Source organism: Aeromonas sp. S15(2024) (assembly GCF_041402265.1).
Classification (GTDB): Bacteria; Pseudomonadota; Gammaproteobacteria; order Enterobacterales; family Aeromonadaceae; genus Aeromonas; species Aeromonas dhakensis.
Map to the genome: position 1 here is coordinate 40,199 of NZ_JBGLQY010000014.1, position 23,743 is coordinate 63,941.

Below are 23,743 nucleotides of genomic sequence, written 5' to 3' on the forward strand. Positions count from 1 at the left end.
GTTAAAACGGACTTCCGGCGTGCATTGCAAGCGGGTCGGTTGCGTTGTCATGGCAAACCCCTAATAGGCACGGTTGAGCCGCACTTCCAGCAGATGCTGCAGGCGGGTAAAGAAGATGACTACCACCCAGTAGACCAGGGCCACCGCCATGAAGCTCTCGAAGAACTTGAAGGAGGAGGAGGCTTCCATCTGCGCCTTGCCCATGATCTCGGCCACCCCCAGGGTGAAGGCCAGCGAGGTGCTCTTGATCATGTCGATGAAGTAGTTCATCAGCGACGGCGTGGCGATGCGGGCCGCCTGCGGCAGTATGATCCGCTGCATTGCCTGGTAACGGCTCATGCCGATGCTGAGGGCAGCTTCCATCTGGCTCTTGTGGATGCCAATGATGGAGGCACGGATCGACTCGGCCATGTAGGCGGCAAAGTGCAGGGTCAAACCGACGATGGCGGCGGTGAAGGCATCCATTCCCACGAAGATGGGGAACAGCTGCGGCAGCCCGTAGTAGAGCAGGAACAGCTGGACGAGCAGCGGTGTACCCCGAAAGAACGAGATATAGAGCATCGCCAGCCAGTGGATCACGGGAACGCGAAAGACCCGTACTATCGCCAGGGCCAGCGACAGTACGAGTGCCAACGCGAATCCCCACAGGGCCATTTCCATCGTGGTGCCCAGATACTTGAGCAGGATGGGAAACAGCCCCAGCGTGTATTCGAGGTCAAATTCCATCATTTATTTGTCGGTGATGTCGGAAGCGAACCATTTTTCAGAGATCTGACGCAGGGAACCATCCTTGCGCATGGCGGTGAGGGCGTCATCGACCTTCTTCAGCAGTGCCTGCTTTTCCGGGGTCTTCAGGAAGGGCAGGGCGTTCTCGATGGTCTCGAACGGTGCGCCAGCCTGTTGCAGCGGCAGCTTGGATTCCTTGATCAGCTGGGCGGTGGAGACGCGGTCCATCACGAAGGCGTCGATGCGGCCCAGCGCTACATCCTGCTCGAAGGCGGAGTCATAGGTGCGGATGTCGATCTTCTTGTTGGGGTCGTTCTTGCGCAGCAGCTCTTCGAAGTTGGAGCCCAGGTTCACCGCGACCTTCTTGCCTTCCAGATCCTTGATGCCGTGAATGGTGCTGTTGCCCTTGCGCACCACGATCTGGGCGCCGTCATAGACATAGGGCTGGGAGAAGGCGTACTTGGCCTTGCGCTCGTCGGTGATGGTGATCTGGTTGGAGATGGTATCGACGCGGCCGGTTTCCAGCATGCCGAACAGGCCGGAGAAGCTGGCGGTCACGAACTCGACCTTGTAGCCGGTGCGCTCGCCGATCTGGTTCCACATGTCCACTTCAAAGCCCTGCAGCTTGTCCTGCTTGACGAAGGTGAACGGGAAGTACTTGCCGGACATGCCGACCTTGATGGTTTCTTGGGCGATGGCTTGACCGGACAGGGCGGCCAGCAGAATGGCTGCGCCGGAGACCAGCTTGATGGATGACGTCATGGTGATTCCTCTCTCTCTGTAGTTCTGTATTTTTAGTTGTAAACGCTGGGGTTGCGCTGATGTTATTGGAATAAAACCTAAAGAATAAATGATATTTGGTTATATAAAATAACCGCTTCAGGTCTGGATCTTTGGTGCATCGGTGACGGGATCGGGCTGTGGGTAACTTTGGGGATGAAATCAGATCCACGGCTGCTGGATCCTTGAAAGTCAAGGATCTTATTTGCTGGATCCGCGAGGTCGCGGCTAGAGATCCAGCCGCTAAAAACGTAGAATAGCCGGTCTTTAGTTAATCAATCGACGGGAGTTTAGAGTGACTGCTTCGCTATGGCAGCAGTGCCTTAACCGGCTGCAAGATGAGTTGCCCTCGGCAGAATTCAGCATGTGGATCCGGCCGCTTCAAGCGGAGTTGAGTGACAATACTCTGACCCTGTATGCACCGAATCGTTTCGTTCTGGACTGGGTTCGAGACAAGTATCTCATCCGGGTGAACGGCATCATCAATGAGCTCTGCGGGGTCGATGGCCCCACCCTGCGTTTTGACATCGGCAATCGTCCCCATCCCGTCGCGGTGGCCAGGGCGCCGGCACGGGGTGCGGATCCTGTGAATAACTCGCAGAAGAGCTGGGAAAGCAAGGCCGAGGCCAAGCCCGAACCGAACCACAAGAGCAACACCAACGTGAACTATACCTTCGAGAATTTCGTCGAGGGTAAGTCCAACCAGTTGGCCCGTGCGGCTGCCCGTCAGGTTGCCGACAATCCGGGCGGGGCCTACAACCCGCTGTTCCTCTATGGCGGCACCGGTCTGGGTAAGACCCACCTGCTGCATGCCGTCGGCAACGCCATCAAGGAGCGCAAGCAGGACGCCAAAGTCATCTACATGCACTCCGAGCGGTTTGTGCAGGACATGGTGAAGGCGCTGCAGAATAACGCCATTGAAGAGTTCAAGCGTTATTACCGTAGCGTCGATGCCCTGCTCATCGATGACATCCAGTTCTTTGCCAACAAGGAGCGCTCCCAGGAGGAGTTCTTCCACACCTTCAACGCCCTGCTCGAAGGCAACCAGCAGATCATCCTGACCTCGGATCGCTATCCGAAGGAGATCAACGGGGTGGAAGATCGTCTCAAGTCCCGCTTCGGCTGGGGCCTGACCGTGGCGATCGAGCCGCCGGAGCTGGAGACGCGTGTCGCCATCCTGATGCGCAAGGCGGACGAGAACCAGATCCACCTGCCGGACGAAGTGGCCTTCTTCATCGCCAAGCGGCTGCGCTCCAACGTACGCGAGCTGGAAGGGGCGCTGAACCGGGTGATCGCCAATGCCAACTTCACCGGTCGCGCCATCAACATCGACTTCGTGCGCGAAGCGCTGCGCGATCTGCTGGCGTTGCAGGAGAAGCTGGTCACCATCGACAATATTCAGAAGACGGTGGCGGAGTACTACAAGATCAAGCTGGCGGATCTGCTCTCCAAGCGCCGTTCCCGCTCCGTTGCCCGTCCACGCCAGCTGGCGATGGCACTGGCGAAGGAGCTGACCAACCATAGCTTGCCGGAGATAGGTGATGCCTTTGGTGGTCGTGACCACACTACCGTGCTTCATGCCTGCCGCAAGATCGAGCAGCTGAAGGAAGAGAGTCACGACATCAAGGAAGACTATTCCAACCTGATCCGTACCCTTTCTTCCTGATGACGGAACTGAGTGCACAGATGCAGCTTGAACATGCCAACCTGATCCGAAACCTTTACTCCTAATCACAACGGAGAGCACAGATGCAGCTCGAAATTAGCCGTGAGGCCCTGTTACGTCCTCTGCAACTGGTGTCCGGTGCCCTCGGTGGCCGGCCGACCCTGCCGATCCTCGGCAACGTGCTGCTTGATGTCAGCAACGGTCTGTTGTCACTGACCGGTACCGACCTCGAAGTGGAGATGATCGGTCAGGTCTATCTCAACAGCGACAGTCAGGATGGCCGCACCACAGTACCGGCGCGCAAGCTGCTGGACATCTGTCGCGGTCTGCCGGAGGGGGCGGACATTCGTCTCAATACCGAAGGCGAGCGCCTGATCATCCGCTCCGGCCGCTCCCGCTTCAACCTGTCGACCCTGCCGGCCACCGAATACCCGAACATCGAGGATTGGGAGTCCGTGCTCGAGTTCGACATCGGCCAGCTGGAGCTGAAAAAACTCATCGACGCGACCCAGTTCTCCATGGCGAGCCAGGACGTGCGCTACTACCTGAACGGCATGCTGTTCGAGAGCGAGGGCCACGGCCTGCGTACCGTGGCCACCGATGGTCACCGGCTGGCGACCTGCCGCCGCGAGGTGGTGAGCGAATCGCTGCCCGATCATCAGGTCATCCTGCCGCGTAAAGGCGTGCTGGAACTGGTGCGTCTGCTGGAAGCGGAAGACAAGCCGGTACGGCTGCAGATCGGCCGCAGCAACCTGCGCGCCGCCCTCGACGGCTTTATCTTCACCTCCAAGCTGGTGGATGGCCGTTTCCCGGACTGGCGCCGCGTCATTCCGCGCAACAGCGACAAGGCCCTGATCGCCGGCCGTGAGGATCTGCGCCAGGCCTTTGCCCGTGCCGCCATCCTCTCCAACGAGAAATTCCGTGGGGTGCGTCTCAATCTGCAGGAAAACCTGCTGCGCATCACCGCCAACAACCCGGAACAGGAAGAAGCCGAAGAGCTGCTTGACGTACAATACGAAGCCGGCGAGATGGAGATCGGTTTCAACGTCTCTTATGTGCTGGACGTGCTGAATACGTTAAAATGTGACCAAATCCGGATCAGCCTGAGCGATTCCATCAGCAGCGCCATTATTGAGGATTTTGACAGTCAGGATGCTCAGTACGTGGTAATGCCGATGCGGATCTAGTCGTGTCCCTGGTCAAACTCCAGCTCAGCGACTTTCGCAATATCCAGCAGGCCAGTCTCGCGCTGTCACCCGGCCTCAATATCCTGGTCGGGTGCAACGGCAGCGGCAAGACCAGCGTGCTGGAAGCCATTCACTACCTCGGTCTCGGTCGCTCCTTTCGCACTCACCTGACCGGGCGGGTCATCCGCCAGGGGGAGAGGGCGTTTACCCTGTTCGCCCAGTGCGAACTGGAAGGGCGCCAGGTGCCCATTGGTCTCGCCAAGGACAAGAGTGGCGAGACCCAGCTCAAGATTGCCGGTGCCCAGGCCCAGCGCCTGGCCGACCTGGCCGAGCTGCTGCCGGTGCAGCTGATCCACCCGGATGGCTTCAACCTGCTGACCGGCGGGCCCCAGGCTCGCCGAGCCTGGCTCGACTGGGGTGTTTTTCATCAGGAACCGACCTTCTTCTCCTTGTGGGGACGGGTACGGCGGCTGCTGAAACAGCGCAATGCACTGCTGCGCCAGAGCACCCAGTATCGCCAACTGGCGTTCTGGGATCAGGAGTTGGTGCGGTTGGGGGGAGAGCTGGCCGAGTTTCGCGCCAGTTATTGTCAGGCCATTACCCCCCTGATCAAGGAGATGACGGCGGACTTTTTGCCGGAATTCGACATCAGCCTTGGATTCTATCGAGGCTGGGAAAAAGATACCCCGCTCAATGAATTGCTAGAGGCGGGGTTTGAGCGGGATCGGACGCTGGGTTACACGGGCGTTGGTCCGCAGAAGGCCGATGTGCGCCTCAAGGCGAACGGCGTGCCCGCTCAGGATATTTTGTCCAGGGGTCAGTTGAAGTTGTTGGTCTGTGCCATGCGACTGGCCCAAGGGCTCTATTTGAATCAACATAGCAGCCGTGGCTGTATTTTTTTAATTGACGATTTTGCCTCTGAACTGGATGTCGACAAGCGCCGCTTGCTGGCCGCAAGGCTGAAGCAGTGTGCGTCCCAGGTGTTCATCACCGCCATCGACACCGGTCAGCTCGCAGACATGATGGATGCGAATGACTGCAAGTTGTTCCACGTGGAACAAGGCAAGATCTCCGAAACGTTAGAGAAGGCAGAGAGTAAGCTATGAGTGAAAATACTTACGACTCCTCGAATATCAAGGTACTGAAGGGCCTGGATGCGGTCCGCAAGCGCCCGGGGATGTATATCGGCGATACGGATGATGGCTCGGGCCTGCACCACATGGTGTTCGAAGTGGTCGATAACTCCATTGACGAGGCGCTCGCTGGCTACTGCTCCGATATTCAGGTCAAGATCCACTCCGATGGTTCCGTCTCCGTCCGTGACAACGGCCGCGGCATTCCTGTCGACATTCACCCGGAAGAGGGTCGCTCCGCCGCAGAGGTCATCATGACCGTGCTGCACGCCGGCGGCAAATTCGATGATAACTCCTACAAGGTGTCTGGCGGTCTGCACGGCGTGGGCGTCTCCGTGGTGAACGCGCTCTCTGACAAGCTGCTGCTGACCATCCGTCGCAACGGTCACGTCTACGAGCAGACCTATCACCTGGGTGAGCCACAGGCCCCGCTCAAGCAGATCGGCGATGCCACCACCACCGGGACCGAAGTGCGCTTCTGGCCGAGCCCGACCATCTTCAGCGACACCCTGTTCCACTACGAGATCCTGGCCAAGCGCCTGCGCGAGCTCTCCTTTCTCAACTCCGGCGTTTCCATCCGTCTGATGGACGAGCGTGACGGCCGCGAGGCGCACTTCTGCTACGAAGGCGGCATCAAGGCGTTCGTCGAGTACCTGAACCAGAACAAGACCCCGATCCATCCGAAGGTGTTCCACTTCACCACCGAGCAGGACGGCATCGGCGTCGAAGTGGCGATGCAGTGGAACGACGCCTATCAGGAAGGGGTCTACTGCTTCACCAACAACATTCCGCAGCGTGATGGCGGCACTCACCTGGTGGGCTTCCGTACCGCGCTGACCCGTACCCTCAACTCCTACATGGACAAAGAGGACTACAGCAAGAAGGCCAAGTCTGCCGCCAGCGGCGATGACGTGCGTGAAGGTCTGATTGCCGTTATCTCCGTCAAGGTGCCGGATCCCAAGTTCTCCTCCCAGACCAAGGACAAGCTGGTCTCTTCCGAAGTGAAGACCGCCGTCGAACAGGCGATGGGCGAGAAGCTGGCCGACTTCCTGCTGGAAAACCCGGGCGATGCCAAGATCGTGGTCAACAAGATCATCGATGCGGCCCGTGCCCGTGAAGCAGCCCGCAAGGCCCGCGAACTGACCCGCCGCAAGGGCGCGCTGGATATCGCCGGTCTGCCCGGCAAGCTGGCCGACTGTCAGGAAAAAGACCCGGCGCTCTCCGAACTCTACATAGTGGAAGGGGACTCTGCTGGCGGTTCCGCCAAGCAGGGTCGCAACCGGAAGAACCAGGCCATCCTGCCACTCAAGGGCAAGATCCTGAACGTGGAGAAGGCCCGTTTCGACAAGATGATCTCCTCCCAGGAGGTGGGCACCCTGATCACCGCACTGGGCTGTGGTATCGGTCGCGACGAGTACAACCCGGACAAGCTGCGCTATCACAACATCATCATCATGACCGATGCGGACGTCGATGGTGCGCACATCCGTACCCTGCTGCTGACCTTCTTCTATCGTCAGATGCCGGAAATCATCGAACGTGGTTATGTCTACATCGCCCAGCCGCCGCTCTACAAGGTGAAGAAGGGCAAGCAGGAGCAGTATCTGAAAGACGAAGATGCGCTGCTGCAGTACCAGACCGCCATGGCGCTGGACGGTGCGACCCTGCACGTCAACGAGTCTGCCCCGGCCATCGGTGGCGAGGCGCTGGAGCGTCTGGTCAACCAGCATCGCGCCGTGACCCACCTCATCACCCGCATGTCCCGTCGTGCGCCGGAAGCCGTGCTGACCCAGCTGATCTATCAGCCGGAACTGAACGAAGCACTGCTGACCAGCGAGAGCGATCTGCAGGCCTGGTGCCAGAGCATGGAAGCCGTGCTCAACGAGAGCAACCACGGCATCCAGTACCAGATGCAGGTGCGCCGCGATGAAGAGCGCCGTCTGTTCGTGCCGCACGCCGTGGTACGTCAGCACGGTGTCGACCGCGAATACCCGATCAGCTACGACTTCCTGCAATCCTCCGAGTACCGTCAACTGGTCTCGCTGGGCAAGGAGATTGCCAACCTGATCGAGGAAGGCGGTTACATCAAGCGTGGCGAGAAGGTGAAGCCGGTCGCCAGCTTCGTCGAAGCGGTCGAGTGGCTGATGGGCGAAGGCAAGCGCGGCATCTACATCCAGCGCTATAAAGGGCTGGGTGAGATGAACCCGGACCAGCTGTGGGAAACCACCATGGATCCGGAAGCCCGTCGCATGCTGCGCGTTACCATCGATGATGCCGTCGGTGCCGATCAGCTCTTCTCTACCCTGATGGGTGACGCAGTAGAGCCGCGTCGCGACTTTATCGAGACCAACGCCCTGCGCGTGGCCAACCTCGACGTCTAATTCGACGCATCAGTACGATATAAAAAAGCCGCTCCCTTGTGAGCGGCTTTTTGTTTTTCTGGTGGAGGAAGTGGCTCGTTCCACGTGGAACATTGAACCCGATTACCCCAGTTCAGGTGCAGGGCAGTAGAGGCGCAGACGATGGCCGTCCTGGTCGAGGGCCATACAGGTGTAGCCAAACTCCATCCGGGTCGGTGCCTGGATGAGGGTAAGCCCGCGTGCCTGCCACTCCGCAGACTGGTGATCGACGGCGGCATCATCGGGGAGGGCGAAGGCCAGCTCCATGGCCCCGGCCGTTTGGGTCACGGCGGGTTCGACCGTGGCGCTGGACCAGAGTGCCAGCCTGGCGCCTGACTCGAACACAAACATGGCAAAGGTGGGGGACTCTTCCACCGGTGAGCGGCCGAACAGCTCGCGGTAGAAGAGCGCACTGCGGGTCGGGTCGGCAACGTAGAGGATGGTGAACTGGGGGACTAACATGGTGATGCTCCTTGCTGATGAGATGGCGCATCGGCGCCGACCCCATCAGCATGGCGCCGCCTGCTGTCAGTTTCTGTCAGCAATGAATCTGGGCTGCGGGATCTGCTGGCTGGCGCGCCACTCCTTGAGCCGCCGCTCCCGACTGCCAGGATAAGGTTCCGCCTCCAGCCGCATCGTGCTGATCCTGTCCACCCGAAAGTGGCGAAAGCCCTGGCGCAGCTCACACCAGGCCACCAGTACCCGCACCTGATCGAAGTAGCCGAGGGCGAAGGGCCAGACGGTACGCTCCGAACTCGCTTCCTTGAGATCACGGTAGTGCAGAGTCACCTTGCGCTGCTGGCGGATGGCGCTGCGCAGCGGAGCCTCATCGACGGGGCTGTCACCGCGAGCAGTGCCGATCAGCAGGGCATTGGCATGCAGCTGTTGGCGATAGTCGGTGGGCAGCACGGCCTCTATCTTGGCCAGCGCGCTGCTGGCGGCGGTGCTGAGGGCATGATCGGCATGGGCCGCCACCCAGCGTGAGCCCAGTACCAGCGCATCCAGTTCCTCTTCGCTGAACATCAGCGGCGGCAGCATGAAGCCGGGGCGCAGCACATAGCCGATACCCGCTTCCCCCTCGATGTGGGCGCCCTGTGCCTGCAGGGTGGCAATATCCCGATAGAGGGTGCGCAGACTGATGCCAAGCTGGCTGGCCAGCTCGCTGCCGGTAATGGCGTAGCGGTGGCCGCGCAGCAGTTGCAGCAAAGCCAACAGGCGTTCGGAACGGGACATGATGTGACTCCTCAAGATCTCCGCTCAGGGTGCCATGTTTGTGACTGGAGGAGGAAGCCCAATAAGGAAAAAGCCAGCAAATGGGCGGAGAGAAGATTTTTCGATCAGAGCCCTTGAAAGCCGACAGCGGGCCCCTATATAGATAACAAGGCCGGAACGCTCGACAGAGGTTTCGACCAGGCGCCCGTCCATCAGGAGGGCAAACAATCGGTTATTGCTCAAAAGAGGATAATACTATGCGTTCTATCGACTTTTCTCCGCTCTATCGTTCTGCCATCGGTTTCGATCGTCTGGCCAATCTCATCGAATCTGCCGCCAGCAATGGCAATGCCGGTTATCCCCCCTACAACATCGAGCAGCTGGGTGACAGCGACTACCGCATCAGCATGGCGGTGGCGGGCTTTACCCAGGAAGAGCTGGAGCTGAGCTTCCAGGAAAATCTGCTGACGGTGAAGGGCAACAAGCAGGCCGATACCGAGCGTAACTACCTCTATCAAGGCATAGCCGAACGCGGCTTCGAGCGTCGCTTCCAGCTGGCCGACTATGTGCGGGTGAAGGGGGCCGATCTGAAGAACGGCCTGCTGCACATCGACCTGGTGCGCGAAGTGCCCGAGGCGATGAAGCCCCGCAAGATCGAGATCAACGGCTGATAGCCTGACCTCGTTGCATTGTTGATGTTTCCCGGGTGCCGATTGACGGGCCCGTGGAGAGTAAACCCTGTTGCTTTATAGAAGGATAGGATCATGCGTAACCTCGATTTTTCTCATCTCTATTCCAATGCCGTCGGCTTTGAGCGGATGGCCCGTGAGCTGGAAGGCCTGTTCGATCAGAAGACCTCGGCCTACCCCCCGTACAACATCGAAAAACGCGATCACGACAGCTACCTCATCACGGTTGCCGTTGCTGGTTTCGATCGCAATGAGCTAGAGCTGGAGACCGAAAACGGCACCCTCAAGGTGAAGGGGCGCAAGGTTGCCTCCATGGGCGAGCGCCAGTTCCTCCATCAGGGGATCGCCGAGCGGGACTTCGAGCTCGCCTTCAAGCTGAGCCAGCATGTAGAGGTGCAGGGCGCCAAGCTGGAGCATGGCCTGCTGACCATAGAGCTGGCCCGCGAGCTGCCGGAGGCGCTCAAGCCCCGCGCCATCCCCATCGGCAAGCCCGAGCAGCTGGCGCTGCCCGGCTAAACAGTACCGCTGACCAGCTGATAGAAGAGAGGCCTGCATTCGCAGGCCTCTCTGTTTTTGTATCGCCGGGCGGATTAGCCGGCGTAGAGGGCGTTAATCTCGTCGGCCAGGATGGCGATGCCGCGGCGCACCAGCTCCTCGCTCTGGGAGTAGTTGAGGCGGATGCACTCCCGGCTGTGACGCCACTCCGGATCGTCGATGCCAGGGAAGAAGTAGTGGCCCGGCACGATCAGCAGGTTCTTCGCCTTCAGTCGCTCGTAGAGTGCCTGGCAGTGGATCGGTAGGTCTTCGAACCAGAGCCAGAGGAAGAGGGCACCTTCCGGCTTGTGGATATGGAAGCGCGGATCGGGGATCGCCTCGCGCAGCAGCTGCACCGCCAGCTCCGCCTTCTGCCGATAGAAGGGTTTCACCACCTGTTCGCTGAGGGCGATGATCTCGCCGCTCTCGATCATCGGAATGGTGATGGCGGGGCCCAGACTGCCCGGTGCCAGATTGATGATGCCGCTTAGGTTGGTGATGGCCTGAATGATCTTCTCGTCGGCGATGACGATGCCGCAGCGGGTGCCCGGCAACCCCAGCTTGGAGAGGCTCATGCAGAGGATGGTGTTGGCGTTCCAGAACGGCTTGGCCTCGCTGAAGATGATGCCAGGGAAGGGGACGCCATAGGCATTGTCGATCAGCAGCGGAATGCCCTTGTCGCGAGCGATCTGATCGAGGTGCTCGATCTCTTCATCGGTCAACACGTTGCCGGTCGGGTTGGTCGGCCGGGAGACGCAGATCACCCCGATGTCGTCACCCACCTGCAGGCTTTCGAAGTCCACGTGGTACTTGAACTGGCCATCGGCCAGCTTCTCGATGGTGGGTTTGTAGGCCACGAAGTAGTCGTCCGCCAGTGCCGAGTCGGCATAACCGATGTACTCGGGAGCGAGCGGGAACAGCACCTTCTTCTTGCGGCCATCGGCAAATTCGCCCGCCAGCAGGTTGAATAGATAGAAGAAGGCGTTCTGGCTGCCGTTGGTCAGGGCGATGTTGCGGGCGGAGATCTCCCAACCCAGCTCCTTGCTGAGCAGGGCCGCCAGCGCCTTGGTGAACCTGTCCTTGCCCTGGGGGCCATCGTAGTTGGCCATCGCCTTCACCAGCTCGCCGTTGTCGAGCAGGCTCTTGGCCTCGGCCTGAAAGCGTTCCAGCATGGCGGGGATGGGGGCTGGGTTGCCGCCACCCAACATGATGGCGTCCGGATTGGTCAGCCCCTGATTAAGGTCATCCATGAGTTGGGTAATACCGGCATGGCGAGTGAACTTCTCGCCGAACAAGGAAAATTCCATTCGGTGACAGATCCAGAGTCAGTTACGGGGGAGCTAGCACCATAGCTCAGTTTAAAAGCGGGTGTCGATCAAAAAGATGGGACGTTCCACGTGGAACAGCAGGCAAAATCTAGTGTGGTGAAAATAACCACTTGTTGGTTCAACCCTGACCACAGGGTGTTTTCCAACTGGAGCTATTTATTATCTAAAAACAATTAATTTAAACAAAATCATGCTGTTATAGATGTGGCACGACAATTGGAATAGTTATCTGGTCATCTCAACCACACCGGAGCACACCAGATGAAAATCCTGATCGCAACCTTGATTGCCAGCAGCCTGAGCCTGAACGTCATGGCCGACGAATACCCCAGACCCGAACTGGACAGCGTCAAGCTGGAGCAGGAAATATTGGCCCAGCAGCAGCAGGCCTCCCATGCCGTGGTGGCGGAAGCCATTCACAACCTCAAGCCGCTGGCGCTGGATACCCTGGTGGTGGAGGCGAGCTCGGCCGATGCGACTCACCCCGAGAGTTGAGATAGCGCAAGGGGGTCTGCCCCGTATGTTGCCTGAAGAAGGCGATGAAGGCGCTGTCGCTGGCGAACTCCAGCGCAGCCGCCACCCGGCTGATGGGCTCGTCTTCGGCCAGCAGCTCCAGCGCCCGCAGCAGTCGCCACTGCTGACGCCAGGCCTGGTAGCTCATGCCGGTCTCCCGCATGAAGATGCGGCCTATGGTCTTGTCACTGGCACCCACCCGTTCGGCCAGCCGGTTGAGCCGATCGGGCAGGGCATCGCCCTGTTTCACCTCCTGCAGCCAGCCCGCCAGACGCACGTCTGACGGCAGCGGCAACTGCCAGGATTCCCGCGGCGCTTGCGCCAGCTCCTCTTTCAATAATGCCAGTGTGCAGGTCTGCTTTGCCTCCGGTTTGTCCCACGGCCAGAGCGCCATCCGTTCGATGATCTCCCGCAGCAGCGGGTTGACCGCCAGCACCGCCATCTCGGCCGGCAAGCAGGGTTCGGTTGTGAAATAGAGGGAGCGATAAGCCACCACCCCGCGCATCAGCACCCGATGGGGCAGACCCGCCGGCAACCAGGCGGCCCGCGTCGGCGGCAGCAGGCAGACCTGATCGTCCAGCTCTATGGTCATGCAGCCGGCCTGGGCGAACAGCAGCTGATGGCGCCTGTGCTGGTGGCGGCCAGAGTCGTGCCAGCCGAGGGCGGCGGCGATACCGATGGCACTGCCGTCGTGCTGGTCAGGATCAAAAGGGTGATCGGGAAGAATAAAGGCCATGTGTCCGATTATTGATGTTTATAGTCTCGCTTATTGTAATCGGACAATCGGCGTCACTCTAGAATGACGGCCTCTAGTGAAGGAGGTTTGTCATGAACAACAAGTTGCCACCGCTCTGGCTGGTGGTTGGGCTGATGATGTTTCCCCAGATAGTGGAGACCATCTACAGCCCGGTACTGACCCATATCGCCACTGAGTTTCGGGTGAGCGAGGGGCAGGCATCCCAGACCCTGTCGGTCTATTTTCTGGCGTTTGCGGCGGGCGTGGTGTGCTGGGGTCGGTTGTGCGATCTCATCGGTCGGCGCCCAGCCATGCTGGCGGGGTTGCTGACCTATGGCGCCGGCACCCTGCTGGCGTTGCTGGCCACTGAGTTTGAAACCCTGCTGCTGGCCCGGGTCATTGCGGCCTTCGGCGCCGCCGTGGGCTCAGTGGTGACCCAGACCATGCTGCGCGACAGCTATCAGGGCAGCGATCTGGCGCGGGTCTTTTCGGTGATGGGCATAGCGCTTTCCCTCAGCCCAGTGCTGGGGCTGATGAGCGGCGGACTGCTGGCCGATGGTTTTGGTTATCTCGGGGTATTTGGCGCCCTGCTGGCACTAGCAATCGGCTTGTTGCTGATGGCCTGCCGGCAGTTGCCGGAAACCCGACCGATCACCACCCAGCGAGTGGCACTCTGGCCGCTGGCATGCCGGATGGTGCGTGATAGCGGCTTGTGGCGCAGCGCCGCTCTGGTGGCGCTGTTCAACACCATGCTGTTCGGCTACTACAGTCTGGCGCCCTTTCTGTTTGCCGGGCTGGGGTTGAGCGCGGGTGAGTTTGGTTACTCCGGTATCGTGCTGGCACTGGCGACCCTGGGGGGCAGTCTGTTCAACAAGCGTCTGCTGGGGCTTGGCTGGTCGCCTGCCTCCCTGATCCGGCTCGCCGCCGTGTTGGCTCTGGGCTCGGGTTGGCTGGTGTGGGCCAGCCAGGCGTCGCTCTGGTTTCTGCTGCCCATGACGGGAGTGGTAGTGGCATTCGGGCTGGCGATCCCCAATGTGCTGAGCCAGGCGCTGCTGGCCTATAGGGAGGTGGCGGGCAGTGCCGGCGCCCTGTTCGGGCTCGGTTACTACCTGCTGCTTAGCCTGGGGTTGGCGGTTGCAGCCAGCTTGCAGGATCTCGGTCTGCTGCTCGGTGGATGCGGTCTGTTGGCCCTGTGTTGTTGCTGGCGTCGTTCCACGTGAAACATCAGCTGCCGATAAAGCGGTAGCCGATGCCGGATTCGGTCTCGATAAGGGCGGGGTCTTGAGGGTTATCCCCCAGCTTCTTGCGCAGGCTGGCGATGACGATGCGCAGGTAGTGGGTGTCCTCCTTGTGGCTCGGCCCCCAGATGTCGTTGAGCAGCTGGGTCTGCAGCACCAGCTTGCCGGGGTGGCACACCAGCGCCTGCAGCAGGGCGAACTCCTTGCGGGAGAGGGCCACCTCTTCCTCCCCCAGGGTGACCCTGTGGCTGCTGCTGTCCAGGGTCAGCCCGCATTGGGGGAAGTGGCGGCACTCACCGCTGCTGACCCCGGCCCGCTGGCGCAGCAGCACCCGGATACGGGCCATCATCTCGCCGACGCCGAACGGCTTGCTCATGTAGTCATTGGCTCCAGCATCCAGCAGGCGCACCTTCTCCTGCTCCGAGTCCCGCGCCGACAGCACCAGTACCGGATGCTGATGGTGCTCGCGAATGGCCTGCAACACCTGGAGACCATCCCCATCCGGCAGGCCTAGATCCAGGATCACCAGGTCGGGGTTGAGGTGGCGATACTGCGCCACACCCTCGTTGACGCCAACGGCCTCGCTGACCTGATGGCCTTCGGCGATCAGGCTGATCCGCAAAAAACGGCGGATGGCCGCCTCGTCGTCGATGACCAGTATGTGAGCCATTCAACCTCCAGCTCGCTGATGAAAAAGGGCGGCGACCATCAGGCCGCCGGTGCATTGAGGGCCAGCGGCAGGGAGATGCGCATGCAGGTACCGTTGCCGTTGGGGCCGGAAAAGGCCCAGATGCGGCCCCCATGGACCTCTATCATAGCGCGGGAAATGGCGAGGCCAAGCCCGGTACCGCGGCTGCCGCAATCACCAACCGGCTGGGTGTAGAAGAGGTTGAAGATCTTGTCTCGGTCCGACTCGGCGATACCGACCCCGATATCTATGATGTCGATGATGAGGTCGGGGTCCGCCAGCATCACCTTGAACTCGATGGGGGTGCCGGCCGGCGAGTAGCGGGAGGCGTTGTCGAGGATGTTGACCAGCACCTGCTCGATCAGGGCGCCGTGCACATAGAGCCGGGGGATCTGCTGATCGAAGTGCACCAGCAGCTTGTGCTGGCGCCAGGAAGAGTCGAGCCGGCGGCGGGCATTCTCCACCAGATCCGCCAGATCGACCCAGTCCCGTTTCAGCTGGAAGTCGGGTGAGCCGATGCGGGTCATGTCCAGCAGGTTCTGCACATAGCTGTGCAGGCGGCGCGCCTCCTCCTGCACCGAGTGCAACAGCTCGCTGCGGTCTTCGCTGCTGATCCGGTCACCATATTCCAGCAGGGTGCTGCCGGCCCCCATGATGGTGGCGAGCGGCGTCTTCAAATCGTGGGAGACCGAGGAGAGCAGGGCGGCGCGCATCCGGTCGGTCTCTGCCTGCAGCTGGCTGTCGGCCAGCCGCTCGTTGAGGTCGATCCGGGCCAGCGCGGCGCGGATATCGGTGAGCAGCGCCTGCAGCTGATGCTCGGCCGAGGAGGCGAGCGGATTGGCCAGCAGTATGCCCAGCACCAGGTCATCGCTGAGGTGATGGTACTGGGCCTCGGCGGCGTTGAGGGTGGCGGTGTGGGCACCGGCGCTCTGCTTCTGGGCCAGACACCAGTCGATGGCCGCCTTGTCGGTCTGCCCCGGCTTGTGCTCGGTCGAGCCGGCCCAGTACTGGTAGTGCCGATCGAGGGCAAACACCGGCTGGCCCAGTGCCAGCGAGATGGCCTGGCTCCCTTGCCTGAGCACCTCGACCGGACTGCTGGCGGTGGCCAGCCCCTGGCTCAGGGAGAGCAGGGCGTTGCCCAGCTGCTGGGTCTCGCGCAGGCCGACCAGCTGCTGGCGCTGACGGGAGGCGAGCCGTCCGGCCGTGATGCCGACGATGAGCAGCACGAACAGGGTGAGCAGGTCGCTGTGGCTGGCCACGCTGAGGGAGAAGTAGGGGACGGTGAACAACAGGTTGTGGCCGACGAAGCCCAGCACGGCTGCCAGGATGGCGGGCATCAGGCTGGTGGTGAGCGCGGTGGCCAGCACTCCCAGCACGAACAGCATGGGCAGGGAAGCGGGCGGCAGCCAGTGGGACAGCCCCCAGACGGCGGCTGAGGTGGTCCCCATGATGGCTACCGCCAGCAGGCTCTGGCGAATGTCCTTGGGGTGAAGCGGCTGCCAGTTCAGGCCGGGTTTGCGCTTCTCTGTGTCCACCAGGGTGATCTCGAGCCCCTGTGCCTGCCTGAGCAGATGCTGCACCAGCGAGCGGCGCCACGGCGCCTTGTGAGGTTTGCCCAGCAGCAGTTGCGACACCTGCTGCTGCTCGGCCGTCTCCAGCAGGGCGTCGGCCACCGCCGGGCTGGAGAGGGTCAGCACCTTGGCACCCAGCTGGGAGGCGAGCGCCAGCGCCTGCTCCTGCTCGGCGGAACGCTGCCCCTTGCTGTCGACGTGCACCACCAGCCAGGGCAACTGGCGGCGCTGGGCGAAGCGGTGGCCGTAGCGCACCAGGGCGGCGCCGTGCTCGTCGCCGAGGCAGACCATCAGCTTGCCCCTCAGTGGCAGCGTGGTCTTGCCGGCGGCCTGCCACTGCAGTTGCAGATCCCCCTCCACGTGGCTGGCGGCGGTCTGCATCGCCAGCTCCCGCAGGGCGGTCAGGTTGTTGAGGGAGAAGAAGGACTGCAGGGCGGCCTTGGCCTGGTGGGGCACATAGACCTTGCCCTCCTTGAGGCGGCCGAGCAGCTCCTTGGGGGGGAGGTCGATCAGCACCAGGCTGTCGGCCTCCAGCAGTACCTGGTCGGGCAGGGTCTCCTTGACCCTGACCCCGGTCAGCTGCCACACCAGATCGTTGAGGCTCTCCAGGTGCTGCACGTTGAGGGTGGTGTAGACGTCGATGCCGGCGCCGAGCAGCTCCTCCACATCCTGCCAGCGCTTCTCGTGGCGGCTGCCGGGGGCGTTGCTGTGGGCCAGCTCGTCCACCACGGCGATGGCGGGTTTGCGGGTCAGCAGGCCGTCCAGATCCATCTCCTCCAGCCGTTGCTGGCGGTGCAGGTGCAGCTTGCGCGGCTGGATGGCGAGCTTGTCGAGCAGGGCCAGGGTCTCCTGGCGACCGTGGGTCTCCACCACCCCGATCAGGATGTCGACCCCCTCTCTGGCCTGTTCCCGCACCGCCTGCAGCATGGCGTAGGTCTTGCCCACACCGGGGGCGGCGCCGAGAAACACCTTCAGCTTGCCCCTGTGCTCCTGTTCCAGGCTCGCCAGCAGGGCGTCCGCCCTCACTTCATCACGCATCCCCGCGCTCCCATTGCATCGGCCGAACCGCGGCCGTGACCTCATTGCTCATGCTTGTCCCCGTTGTCGAAAGGGAGCCTTCCCGAACGGCAAGGAGCGCCCTCAGGCGCCCTTTTGATGATCGAGTTGCAGGTTCAACTGGAGAATGTTGACCACCCGCGGGCCAAGGATACCAGCTTGTGCCGCCGACTTGACCTGCTCCGTCAGCCGAACGGGATCCAGCCCTCGTTGCCCGGCAACCCGCTCCACCTGAGCCAGCACCGCATCGAGGGGCAGATGGGGATCGAGGCCGGAGGCGGAGCGGGTCAGCAGGGCGGGGACCCTGGCTTCCGGCTGCGCCTTTGCCGCCGCTGCGGCAAACTCGGCTCGCAGCGGCGAGCTCATCCCCAGGTTGCTGGCGCCGCCACCTATGGTGGCGAAGTCGCTGGCGGAGGGGCGGGAGTGGAAGTAGTCGGCCCGCTCGAACTTCTGGGCCAGCAGGGCGCTGCCGACCACCTGCTGCTTGTCATTGGTGAGCAGGCTGCCGTTGGCCTGCCAGGGGAAAATGAGCTGGGCCAGCCCGGTGACGGCCAGCGGATAAGCCACTCCCAGCAGCAGGGTCAGGGTCAGCAGGGTTCTGATTGCGATCATGATGTGGTTACTCCAAATGCGTTGAGTGGATACGGGTCTGCCCCGCATCCGGTAATGCCGTTACACCAGCCCCAGGCCGGTGATGACCAGGTCGATCAACTTGATTCCGATAAAGGGCACAATCAGACCGCCGACACCGTAGATCAGTAGGTTGCGGCGCAGCAGGCTGGCTGCCGTGCCCTGCAGGCTGACCCCGCGCAGGGCCAACGGCACCAGCGCGACGATGATCAGGGCGTTGAAGATGATGGCCGACAGGATGGCACTCTCGGGGCTGCCCAGCTGCATCAGGTTCAGCGCCCCCAGCTGTGGATAGGCGGCGATGAACAGGGCCGGCAGGATGGCGAAGTACTTGGCCACGTCGTTGGCGATGGAGAAGGTGGTCAGGGCGCCACGGGTCACCAGCAGCTGCTTGCCTACCAGCACCACGTCCAGCAGCTTGGTGGGGTTGGAGTCGAGATCCACCAGGTTGCCCGCCTCCTTGGCGGCCTGGGTGCCCTCGTTCATGGCCAGCCCTACGTCGGCCTGAGCCAGCGCCGGGGCGTCGTTGGCGCCGTCCCCGCACATGGCCACCAGCCGGCCGTCGGCCTGCTCTTGGCGGATGTAGGCCAGCTTCTTCTCCGGTGTCGCCTCGGCGATGAAGTCGTCCACCCCGGCCTCGGCGGCGATGGCGGCGGCGGTCAGCGGGTTGTCGCCGGTGATCATCACGGTGCGGATCCCCATGTGGCGCAGGATCTGGAAGCGGGCCTTGATGCCCGGCTTGATGATGTCCTTGAGGAACACCACCCCCAGCAGCTTCTCGTGGGTGCAGACCAGCAGCGGGGTGCCGCCCTGGCGAGCTATGCTGTCCACCGACTTGAGAATGGGCTCGGGCACCGCCTTGCGATCGAGGGAGAGGTAGCGCAGCACCGCATCCACCGCCCCCTTGCGATATTGATGACCGTTGCGATCCAGCCCGCTCAGCCGGGTCTCGGCGCTGAAGGGGATCAGGATGTCGCTCTCCAGCTGGCTCGGTCTGGTGTGGCTCTTGCCAGCCAGGGTCAGGATGGATTTGCCCTCCGGCGTGTTGTCACCGAGCGAGGCCAGCATGGCGGCCTGGGCCAGCAGGGCCGGATCGATACCGGGGGCCGGGATCAGTTCATCCGCCATCCGGTTGCCGAAGGTGATGGTGCCGGTCTTGTCCAGCAGCAGGGTGCGCACGTCGCCGGCGGCCTCCACCGCCCGGCCGGACTTGGCTATCACGTTGAGCTTCACCAGCCGGTCCATGCCGGCGATGCCGATGGCGGAGAGCAGACCACCGATGGTGGTCGGGATCAGGGTGATGAACAGCGCCAGCAGGTAGAGCCGGGGCACCTGGGTGCCGTTGTAGTCGAGGAACCAGGGCAGGGTGGCCACCACCAGCAGGAAGATCAGGGTCAGCCCCACCAGCAGGGCGTCCAGCGCCATCTCGTTGGGGGTCTTCTGGCGCTTGGCCCCTTCCACCAGCGCAATCATCCGATCCAGGGTGCTTTCGCCCGGATTGTTGCTGATGCGCACCCAGATCTCGTCGGAGACGACGGTGGTGTTGCCGGTCACGCCGCTGCGGTCGGTGCCCGACTCGCGGATGACGGGGGCGGATTCCCCCGTGATGGCCGCCTCGTTGACCGAGGCGATGCCGGCGACCACTTCGCCGTCGGCGGGGATCATCTCGCCGCTGCGCACCAGCACCAGATCGCCCTTGCGCAGGCTGGTGGCTGGCACCCACTCCCCCTTGTCATCCTGCGGATGGGTGACCCGGCGCGCCCTGAGCTGGCTCATGCCCGCCTTCAGGCTGTCGGCCCGCGCCTTGCCGCGCCCCTCGGCCAGGGTCTCGGCGAAGTTGGCAAACCAGAGGGTGAGCCAGAGCCAGGCGGTCAGCTGCCAGGCCAGCGAAGGAGCGACGCCGGAGACAGGCTGCCCCAGCAGCGACTCCACGCTGGCCATCACGGCCGCCAGCCAGAGGGTGAACAGGATGGGGCTGCCGAGCAGCGCCCTGGGGTTGAAGCGATAGAGGGCTTCCACCATGGCCTGCATGATCTGTGATTTCTGTTTCTTGCCCTTCACCTTGAGGGTGTCGGTGCTCATTGAAGCGGACTTGCTCATTGGAAAGCTCCCAGCATCGAATAGTTGACCACGGCGATCAGTGAGGTGTGCAGCATCAGAAGGCACCTCCCAGCAGGCTCAGGTGTTCCGCCACCGGACCCAGCGCCAGCACCGGCAGGAAGGAGAGACCCCCCATCAGCAGCACGGTGACGATCAGCAGGGTGATGAAGAGCGGGCCGCTGACGGGGAAGTCCCCCTCGCTTCGCTCCTGGCGCGGGGTGCGGGCCAGCTGGCCGGCGATGGCCAGCACCGGAATGATGTAGCCGAAGCGGCCGAGCAGCATGGCCAGCCCGATGGCGATGCACTGCCAGCTGTCGGCGGCGGCCAGGCCGGCGAAGGCGGAGCCGTTGTTGCCGGCGGCCGAGGCGTAGGCATAGATCAGCCGGGACAGGCCGTGGGGGCCGTCGTGACCGATGACGGTGGCGGAGTCCGGCATCAGCAGGGTAATGCCGCCGATAACCAATACCCCGACCGGCATTACCAGCATGCTGGCGACCACCCATTTCATCTCGGTGATGCCGAGCCGTTTGCCCAGATAGGTCGGGGTACGCCCCACCATCAGGCCGCACAGGAATACGGTCAGCAGCACGAACAGCATCATGCCGTAGATGCCGGAGCCGACCCCGCCGAAGATGACCTCGCCGAGCAGCATGTTGATCATGCCGACCATGCCGCCGAGAGGTGTGAAGCTGTCGTGCATGGCGTTGACCGAGCCGTTGGAGGCGCTGGTGGTCGCCACTTCCCAGATGCTGGAGAGCAGGGGGCCGAAGCGGCTCTCCTTGCCTTCCCAGTTGCCGGCCATGTTGCTGGCGTCAGTGGTGAGCTGGGCGAGGGCAGGGTCTGGTTTCAGCTCCTGGGTGATGGAGACGAAGAGCCCGATCACCATCATCAGGGTCATGGCGACGAGGATGGCACGGCTGTGGGCCAGGTCCTTCACGTAGCGACCCAGGGTGCAGACCATGGCGGCGGCCAGCGTCAGCAGGGCGACCATCTCCAGCCAGTTGGAGAGGGCGGTCGGGTTCTCGAACGGATGGGCCGAGTTGACGCCGAAGAAGCCGCCGCCGTTGGAACCGAGCTGCTTGATGGCGATCTGCGAGGCAGCCGGGCCGAGCGGCAACAGTTGCTCCTGGCCTTCCAGCGCGTGGAACGGCAGGTAGGCCGACAGGCTCTGGGGTACCCCCTGCCAGACCAGCAGCAGCGCCAGGATCAATGCCATCGGCAGCAGCACGTAGAGGCAGAAGCGCACCAGATCCTGCCAGAAGTTGCCGAGGTGGGTGGTCTGCTGGCGGGCGATGCCGCGAAACAGGGCGATGGCGACGGCGGCGCCGGTGGCGGCCGAGACGAAGTTCTGGGTGGTCAGCCCCACCATCTGGCTGAAGTAGGAGAGGCTGGCCTCGCCGGAGTAGGCCTGCCAGTTGGTGTTGGTCATGAAGCTGACCGCGGTGTTGAAAGCGAGTTGCCAGTTCAACCCGGGCAGCTGTTGCGGGTTGAAGGGTAGCAGCCCCTGCGCCAGCAGGATCAGGAACAGCAGACCGAAGCCGGCGCCGTTGAAGGCCAGCAGGCTGAAGGCGTAGGACTTCCAGTCCTGCTCGCGCCCGTCCGTGCCACAGCAGGCCAGGGTGGCGCGCTCGACGGGAGCCAGCCAGCGACTCTTGCCCTCAAATACCCGATAGAGGTAGTTGCCAAGCAGAGGCGCCGGCAGCAGCACCAGCAGTACGAACGCGACGGGATAGATGATCTCTTGCCACATATCCGGTTCCTCACTCATGGGTGCGCGCAAGGGCGCGCAGCAGATAGCCCGCGAGGGCGAGGACCAGCAGCAGATATAGCCAATTCATATCGACTCCATTGGTGTAATTGACGACCAAATGGTAGGAATAACCGGCGTAAAGGCGCCATAAAGCCGGATTTGGCAGGCGTAAAATCGGCGTAAAAAAGCAGGTGTGGGCGCTATTTGGGGGAGGGGAAAGATCGAAAAACCCGGCCTGAGCCGGGTTTGGTAGCAAGTTGCTGAGGCTGACCTGATAGTGACAGGCCAGCTTCAAACATGCTTATCGCATGGTCACAAACTCTTCCGCGCTGGTGGGATGGGGAGTGGGAACGCAGTGGCCGGTTTGACCTCTATGCCCTAGCTCCCTCAGCGCATGGTGACAAACTCTTCCGCACTGGTCGGATGGATGGCGACGCAGTTGTCGAAGTCCGCCTTGGTGGCACCCATCTTCATGGCGACGCCGAAACCCTGCAGGATCTCGTCCATGGCAAAGCCGATGCCGTGCAGGCCGACCACCTTCTCTTCCGGGCCGACGCAGACCAGTTTCATCCGGGTGGGCTGGCGATGCTGGGTCAGCGCCGAGTACATGGCGGTGAACTGGCTGCGGTAGACCTTGACCTGATCTTCACCGTATTCGGCGATGGCTTCCGGCTCGGTCAGCCCTATGGTGCCGATGGGGGGGTGGCTGAATACCACGGTCGGCACCAGATCGTAGTTTAGGTGCTCGTTCGGCTTGTTGTTGAACAGCCGCTCGGAGAGACGACGGCCCGCCGCGACGGCCACCGGGGTGAGCTGGATCCGGCCGGTGTTGTCACCGACGGCATAGAGGTTGGCGACGGCGGTATTCTGGAACTTGTCGGTCGGGATAAAGCCCTTCTCGTCAAGCGCGATGCCGGTGGCGGCCAGGTTGAGGTTGTCGGTGGCCGGGACTCGGCCGATGGCCCAGATCAGGCAGTCGACGGTGAGGTGGCGACCATCTTCCAGCTGCAGAGTCAGGCTCTCATCGGCGTTCTTGACCACGGCTTTCGGAATGGCGTGGGTGTGCAGCTTGGGCCCTTCCTGCGCCATGATCTCCACCAGGGTCTCGTGGATCATGGGATCGAAGTTGCGCAGCGGCGCGTGCTTGCGCACCACCAGGTGGGTCTCGGAGCCGAGCGCCTGCATCACGCCGGCGATCTCCACCGCGATATAACCGGCACCCACCACGGCAACCCGTTTGGGTTGTTCTTGCAACTCGAAGAAGCCGTCGGAGTCGATGCCCAGCTCGGCACCCGGAATGGCCGGCACTTCGGGGCGGCCGCCGGTGGCGATCAGGATGTGATCGGCGCTGTACTGCTCGCCGTTCACCTCGATGGTGTTGCTGCTGACGAAGCGGGCGAAGCCCTTGATGACGGTGATCTGGTTCTTGCCCAGCACGTTCTGGTAGGACTGATGAATGCGGCCGATATAGGCCTGGCGGGACTCGACCAGCTTGGCCCAGCTGAAGTGGTTGAGAGTGGTGTCGAAGCCGTAGTCGGCGCCATATTTCAGGGCATCGGCGATCTGGCCGGCATACCACATGGCCTTCTTCGGCACGCAGCCGACGTTGACGCAGGTTCCACCCAACTCTTTGGCTTCAATCAGGGCAACTTTCTTACCGTACATGGCAGCCCGGTTGGCCGAGGCGATGCCGCCGCTGCCGCCGCCGATGGCGATATAGTCAAAATGCTGTGCCATTGCGAGGTTCTCCGCTCATTAAGAATGCAATCACAGCATGATGGGGATAAAGCGGCTGGCTCACAAGAGC

21 protein-coding genes are annotated in these 23,743 nt (G+C 62.2%); 8 read left to right on the forward strand and 13 right to left on the reverse strand.

The window, feature by feature from the left end; genetic code table 11:
- Positions 1 to 60: 60 nt before the first annotated feature.
- The gene (locus ACB033_RS20405; RefSeq protein ID WP_005307147.1) at positions 61 to 729 is read right to left on the reverse strand and encodes an amino acid ABC transporter permease; all 669 of its coding nucleotides are present in this window, start codon (positions 727 to 729) and stop codon (positions 61 to 63) included.
- On the reverse strand, positions 730 to 1,488 hold the full coding sequence (locus tag ACB033_RS20410) for an amino acid ABC transporter substrate-binding protein (protein WP_005307144.1): 759 nt from the start codon (positions 1,486 to 1,488) through the stop codon (positions 730 to 732). It abuts the gene before it with no gap.
- A 313-nt stretch (positions 1,489 to 1,801) separates the two neighbouring features.
- Here ACB033_RS20410 and dnaA point away from each other — a divergent pair, with 313 nt between their 5' ends.
- From dnaA to gyrB, 4 genes are all read left to right on the forward strand, one after another.
- Positions 1,802 to 3,172: a chromosomal replication initiator protein DnaA gene (gene dnaA, locus ACB033_RS20415; RefSeq protein ID WP_005307141.1), complete on the forward strand. Its 1,371-nt coding sequence runs from the start codon at positions 1,802 to 1,804 to the stop codon at positions 3,170 to 3,172.
- Positions 3,173 to 3,255: 83 nt separating this feature from the next.
- A complete protein-coding gene (gene dnaN, locus ACB033_RS20420) occupies positions 3,256 to 4,359 on the forward strand; it encodes a DNA polymerase III subunit beta (protein ID WP_005307138.1) in 1,104 nt (367 codons plus the stop codon).
- Positions 4,360 to 4,361: 2 nt separating this feature from the next.
- Positions 4,362 to 5,465, forward strand: coding sequence for a DNA replication/repair protein RecF (gene recF, locus ACB033_RS20425; protein WP_017787844.1), 1,104 nt, complete (start codon positions 4,362 to 4,364; stop codon positions 5,463 to 5,465).
- Positions 5,462 to 7,873 (forward strand): DNA topoisomerase (ATP-hydrolyzing) subunit B, encoded by a 2,412-nt coding sequence (gene gyrB / locus ACB033_RS20430; protein ID WP_017766631.1) that lies wholly within the window; start codon positions 5,462 to 5,464, stop codon positions 7,871 to 7,873. The genes recF and gyrB overlap by 4 nt, the downstream gene beginning before the upstream one ends.
- A 102-nt stretch (positions 7,874 to 7,975) precedes the next feature.
- Here gyrB and ACB033_RS20435 read toward each other — a convergent pair whose 3' ends face one another.
- Positions 7,976 to 8,353, reverse strand: coding sequence for a VOC family protein (locus ACB033_RS20435; RefSeq protein ID WP_139725598.1), 378 nt, complete (start codon positions 8,351 to 8,353; stop codon positions 7,976 to 7,978).
- 66 nt (positions 8,354 to 8,419) lie between these two features.
- Positions 8,420 to 9,124, reverse strand: coding sequence for a helix-turn-helix transcriptional regulator (locus ACB033_RS20440; protein ID WP_371140720.1), 705 nt, complete (start codon positions 9,122 to 9,124; stop codon positions 8,420 to 8,422).
- A 236-nt stretch (positions 9,125 to 9,360) separates the two neighbouring features.
- On the opposite strand from ACB033_RS20440, the gene ACB033_RS20445 reads away from it, so the two are divergent.
- Both ACB033_RS20445 and ACB033_RS20450 read left to right on the forward strand, forming a co-directional pair.
- The gene (locus ACB033_RS20445; protein ID WP_010635612.1) at positions 9,361 to 9,774 is read left to right on the forward strand and encodes an Hsp20 family protein; all 414 of its coding nucleotides are present in this window, start codon (positions 9,361 to 9,363) and stop codon (positions 9,772 to 9,774) included.
- Positions 9,775 to 9,867: 93 nt separating this feature from the next.
- Positions 9,868 to 10,308, forward strand: a complete 441-nt coding sequence (locus tag ACB033_RS20450) for an Hsp20 family protein (protein ID WP_042027063.1) — start codon at positions 9,868 to 9,870, stop codon at positions 10,306 to 10,308.
- 74 nt (positions 10,309 to 10,382) lie between these two features.
- Here ACB033_RS20450 and ACB033_RS20455 read toward each other — a convergent pair whose 3' ends face one another.
- Positions 10,383 to 11,633 (reverse strand): valine--pyruvate transaminase, encoded by a 1,251-nt coding sequence (locus ACB033_RS20455; protein WP_017766634.1) that lies wholly within the window; start codon positions 11,631 to 11,633, stop codon positions 10,383 to 10,385.
- A 282-nt stretch (positions 11,634 to 11,915) separates the two neighbouring features.
- On the opposite strand from ACB033_RS20455, the gene ACB033_RS20460 reads away from it, so the two are divergent.
- Entirely contained in the window at positions 11,916 to 12,149 is a 234-nt protein-coding gene (locus ACB033_RS20460; RefSeq protein WP_005307116.1) for a hypothetical protein, read from the forward strand.
- Here ACB033_RS20460 and ACB033_RS20465 read toward each other — a convergent pair.
- On the reverse strand, positions 12,079 to 12,903 hold the full coding sequence (locus ACB033_RS20465; RefSeq protein ID WP_126880804.1) for a helix-turn-helix domain-containing protein: 825 nt from the start codon (positions 12,901 to 12,903) through the stop codon (positions 12,079 to 12,081). The genes ACB033_RS20460 and ACB033_RS20465 overlap by 71 nt on opposite strands.
- Before the next feature lie 92 nt (positions 12,904 to 12,995).
- Here ACB033_RS20465 and ACB033_RS20470 point away from each other — a divergent pair, with 92 nt between their 5' ends.
- Positions 12,996 to 14,123, forward strand: a complete 1,128-nt coding sequence (locus ACB033_RS20470; protein WP_126880803.1) for a multidrug effflux MFS transporter — start codon at positions 12,996 to 12,998, stop codon at positions 14,121 to 14,123.
- 4 nt (positions 14,124 to 14,127) lie between these two features.
- Here ACB033_RS20470 and ACB033_RS20475 read toward each other — a convergent pair whose 3' ends face one another.
- The 7 genes from ACB033_RS20475 to gorA all read right to left on the reverse strand — a co-directional run bounded on the left by ACB033_RS20475 (position 14,128) and on the right by gorA (position 23,673).
- The gene (locus ACB033_RS20475; protein ID WP_017780324.1) at positions 14,128 to 14,811 is read right to left on the reverse strand and encodes a response regulator; all 684 of its coding nucleotides are present in this window, start codon (positions 14,809 to 14,811) and stop codon (positions 14,128 to 14,130) included.
- A 38-nt stretch (positions 14,812 to 14,849) separates the two neighbouring features.
- On the reverse strand, positions 14,850 to 17,438 hold the full coding sequence (locus tag ACB033_RS20480; RefSeq protein WP_139725596.1) for a sensor histidine kinase KdpD: 2,589 nt from the start codon (positions 17,436 to 17,438) through the stop codon (positions 14,850 to 14,852).
- Between the two features lie 102 nt (positions 17,439 to 17,540).
- A complete protein-coding gene (locus tag ACB033_RS20485; protein ID WP_139725595.1) occupies positions 17,541 to 18,068 on the reverse strand; it encodes a potassium-transporting ATPase subunit C in 528 nt (175 codons plus the stop codon).
- Positions 18,069 to 18,128: 60 nt separating this feature from the next.
- Positions 18,129 to 20,186 carry a potassium-transporting ATPase subunit KdpB gene (kdpB, locus tag ACB033_RS20490; protein WP_139725594.1) on the reverse strand — a complete coding sequence of 686 codons (2,058 nt, stop codon included), beginning with the start codon at positions 20,184 to 20,186 and terminating at the stop codon, positions 18,129 to 18,131.
- A gap of 55 nt (positions 20,187 to 20,241) precedes the next feature.
- The gene (gene kdpA / locus ACB033_RS20495; protein ID WP_139725593.1) at positions 20,242 to 21,936 is read right to left on the reverse strand and encodes a potassium-transporting ATPase subunit KdpA; all 1,695 of its coding nucleotides are present in this window, start codon (positions 21,934 to 21,936) and stop codon (positions 20,242 to 20,244) included.
- Between the two features lie 10 nt (positions 21,937 to 21,946).
- On the reverse strand, positions 21,947 to 22,231 hold the full coding sequence (locus ACB033_RS20500; protein ID WP_240041765.1) for a hypothetical protein: 285 nt from the start codon (positions 22,229 to 22,231) through the stop codon (positions 21,947 to 21,949).
- 92 nt (positions 22,232 to 22,323) lie between these two features.
- A complete protein-coding gene (gorA, locus tag ACB033_RS20505) occupies positions 22,324 to 23,673 on the reverse strand; it encodes a glutathione-disulfide reductase (RefSeq protein ID WP_010635624.1) in 1,350 nt (449 codons plus the stop codon).
- Positions 23,674 to 23,743 lie beyond the last annotated feature (70 nt).

Coding starts and splice junctions, on each gene's coding strand:
- ACB033_RS20405 (WP_005307147.1), bottom strand. CDS start 729: ATGATGGAATTTGACCTCGAATACACGCTGGGGCTGTTTCCCATCCTG.
- ACB033_RS20455 (WP_017766634.1), bottom strand. CDS start 11,633: ATGGAATTTTCCTTGTTCGGCGAGAAGTTCACTCGCCATGCCGGTATT.
- kdpB (WP_139725594.1), bottom strand. CDS start 20,186: ATGAGCAAGTCCGCTTCAATGAGCACCGACACCCTCAAGGTGAAGGGC.
- ACB033_RS20440 (WP_371140720.1), bottom strand. CDS start 9,124: ATGTCCCGTTCCGAACGCCTGTTGGCTTTGCTGCAACTGCTGCGCGGC.
- kdpA (WP_139725593.1), bottom strand. CDS start 21,936: ATGTGGCAAGAGATCATCTATCCCGTCGCGTTCGTACTGCTGGTGCTG.
- ACB033_RS20410 (WP_005307144.1), bottom strand. CDS start 1,488: ATGACGTCATCCATCAAGCTGGTCTCCGGCGCAGCCATTCTGCTGGCC.
- ACB033_RS20480 (WP_139725596.1), bottom strand. CDS start 17,438: ATGCGTGATGAAGTGAGGGCGGACGCCCTGCTGGCGAGCCTGGAACAG.
- ACB033_RS20450 (WP_042027063.1), top strand. CDS start 9,868: ATGCGTAACCTCGATTTTTCTCATCTCTATTCCAATGCCGTCGGCTTT.
- ACB033_RS20460 (WP_005307116.1), top strand. CDS start 11,916: ATGAAAATCCTGATCGCAACCTTGATTGCCAGCAGCCTGAGCCTGAAC.
- gyrB (WP_017766631.1), top strand. CDS start 5,462: ATGAGTGAAAATACTTACGACTCCTCGAATATCAAGGTACTGAAGGGC.
- ACB033_RS20485 (WP_139725595.1), bottom strand. CDS start 18,068: ATGATCGCAATCAGAACCCTGCTGACCCTGACCCTGCTGCTGGGAGTG.
- ACB033_RS20435 (WP_139725598.1), bottom strand. CDS start 8,353: ATGTTAGTCCCCCAGTTCACCATCCTCTACGTTGCCGACCCGACCCGC.
- ACB033_RS20445 (WP_010635612.1), top strand. CDS start 9,361: ATGCGTTCTATCGACTTTTCTCCGCTCTATCGTTCTGCCATCGGTTTC.
- ACB033_RS20465 (WP_126880804.1), bottom strand. CDS start 12,903: ATGGCCTTTATTCTTCCCGATCACCCTTTTGATCCTGACCAGCACGAC.
- gorA (WP_010635624.1), bottom strand. CDS start 23,673: ATGGCACAGCATTTTGACTATATCGCCATCGGCGGCGGCAGCGGCGGC.
- ACB033_RS20475 (WP_017780324.1), bottom strand. CDS start 14,811: ATGGCTCACATACTGGTCATCGACGACGAGGCGGCCATCCGCCGTTTT.
- dnaN (WP_005307138.1), top strand. CDS start 3,256: ATGCAGCTCGAAATTAGCCGTGAGGCCCTGTTACGTCCTCTGCAACTG.
- ACB033_RS20470 (WP_126880803.1), top strand. CDS start 12,996: ATGAACAACAAGTTGCCACCGCTCTGGCTGGTGGTTGGGCTGATGATG.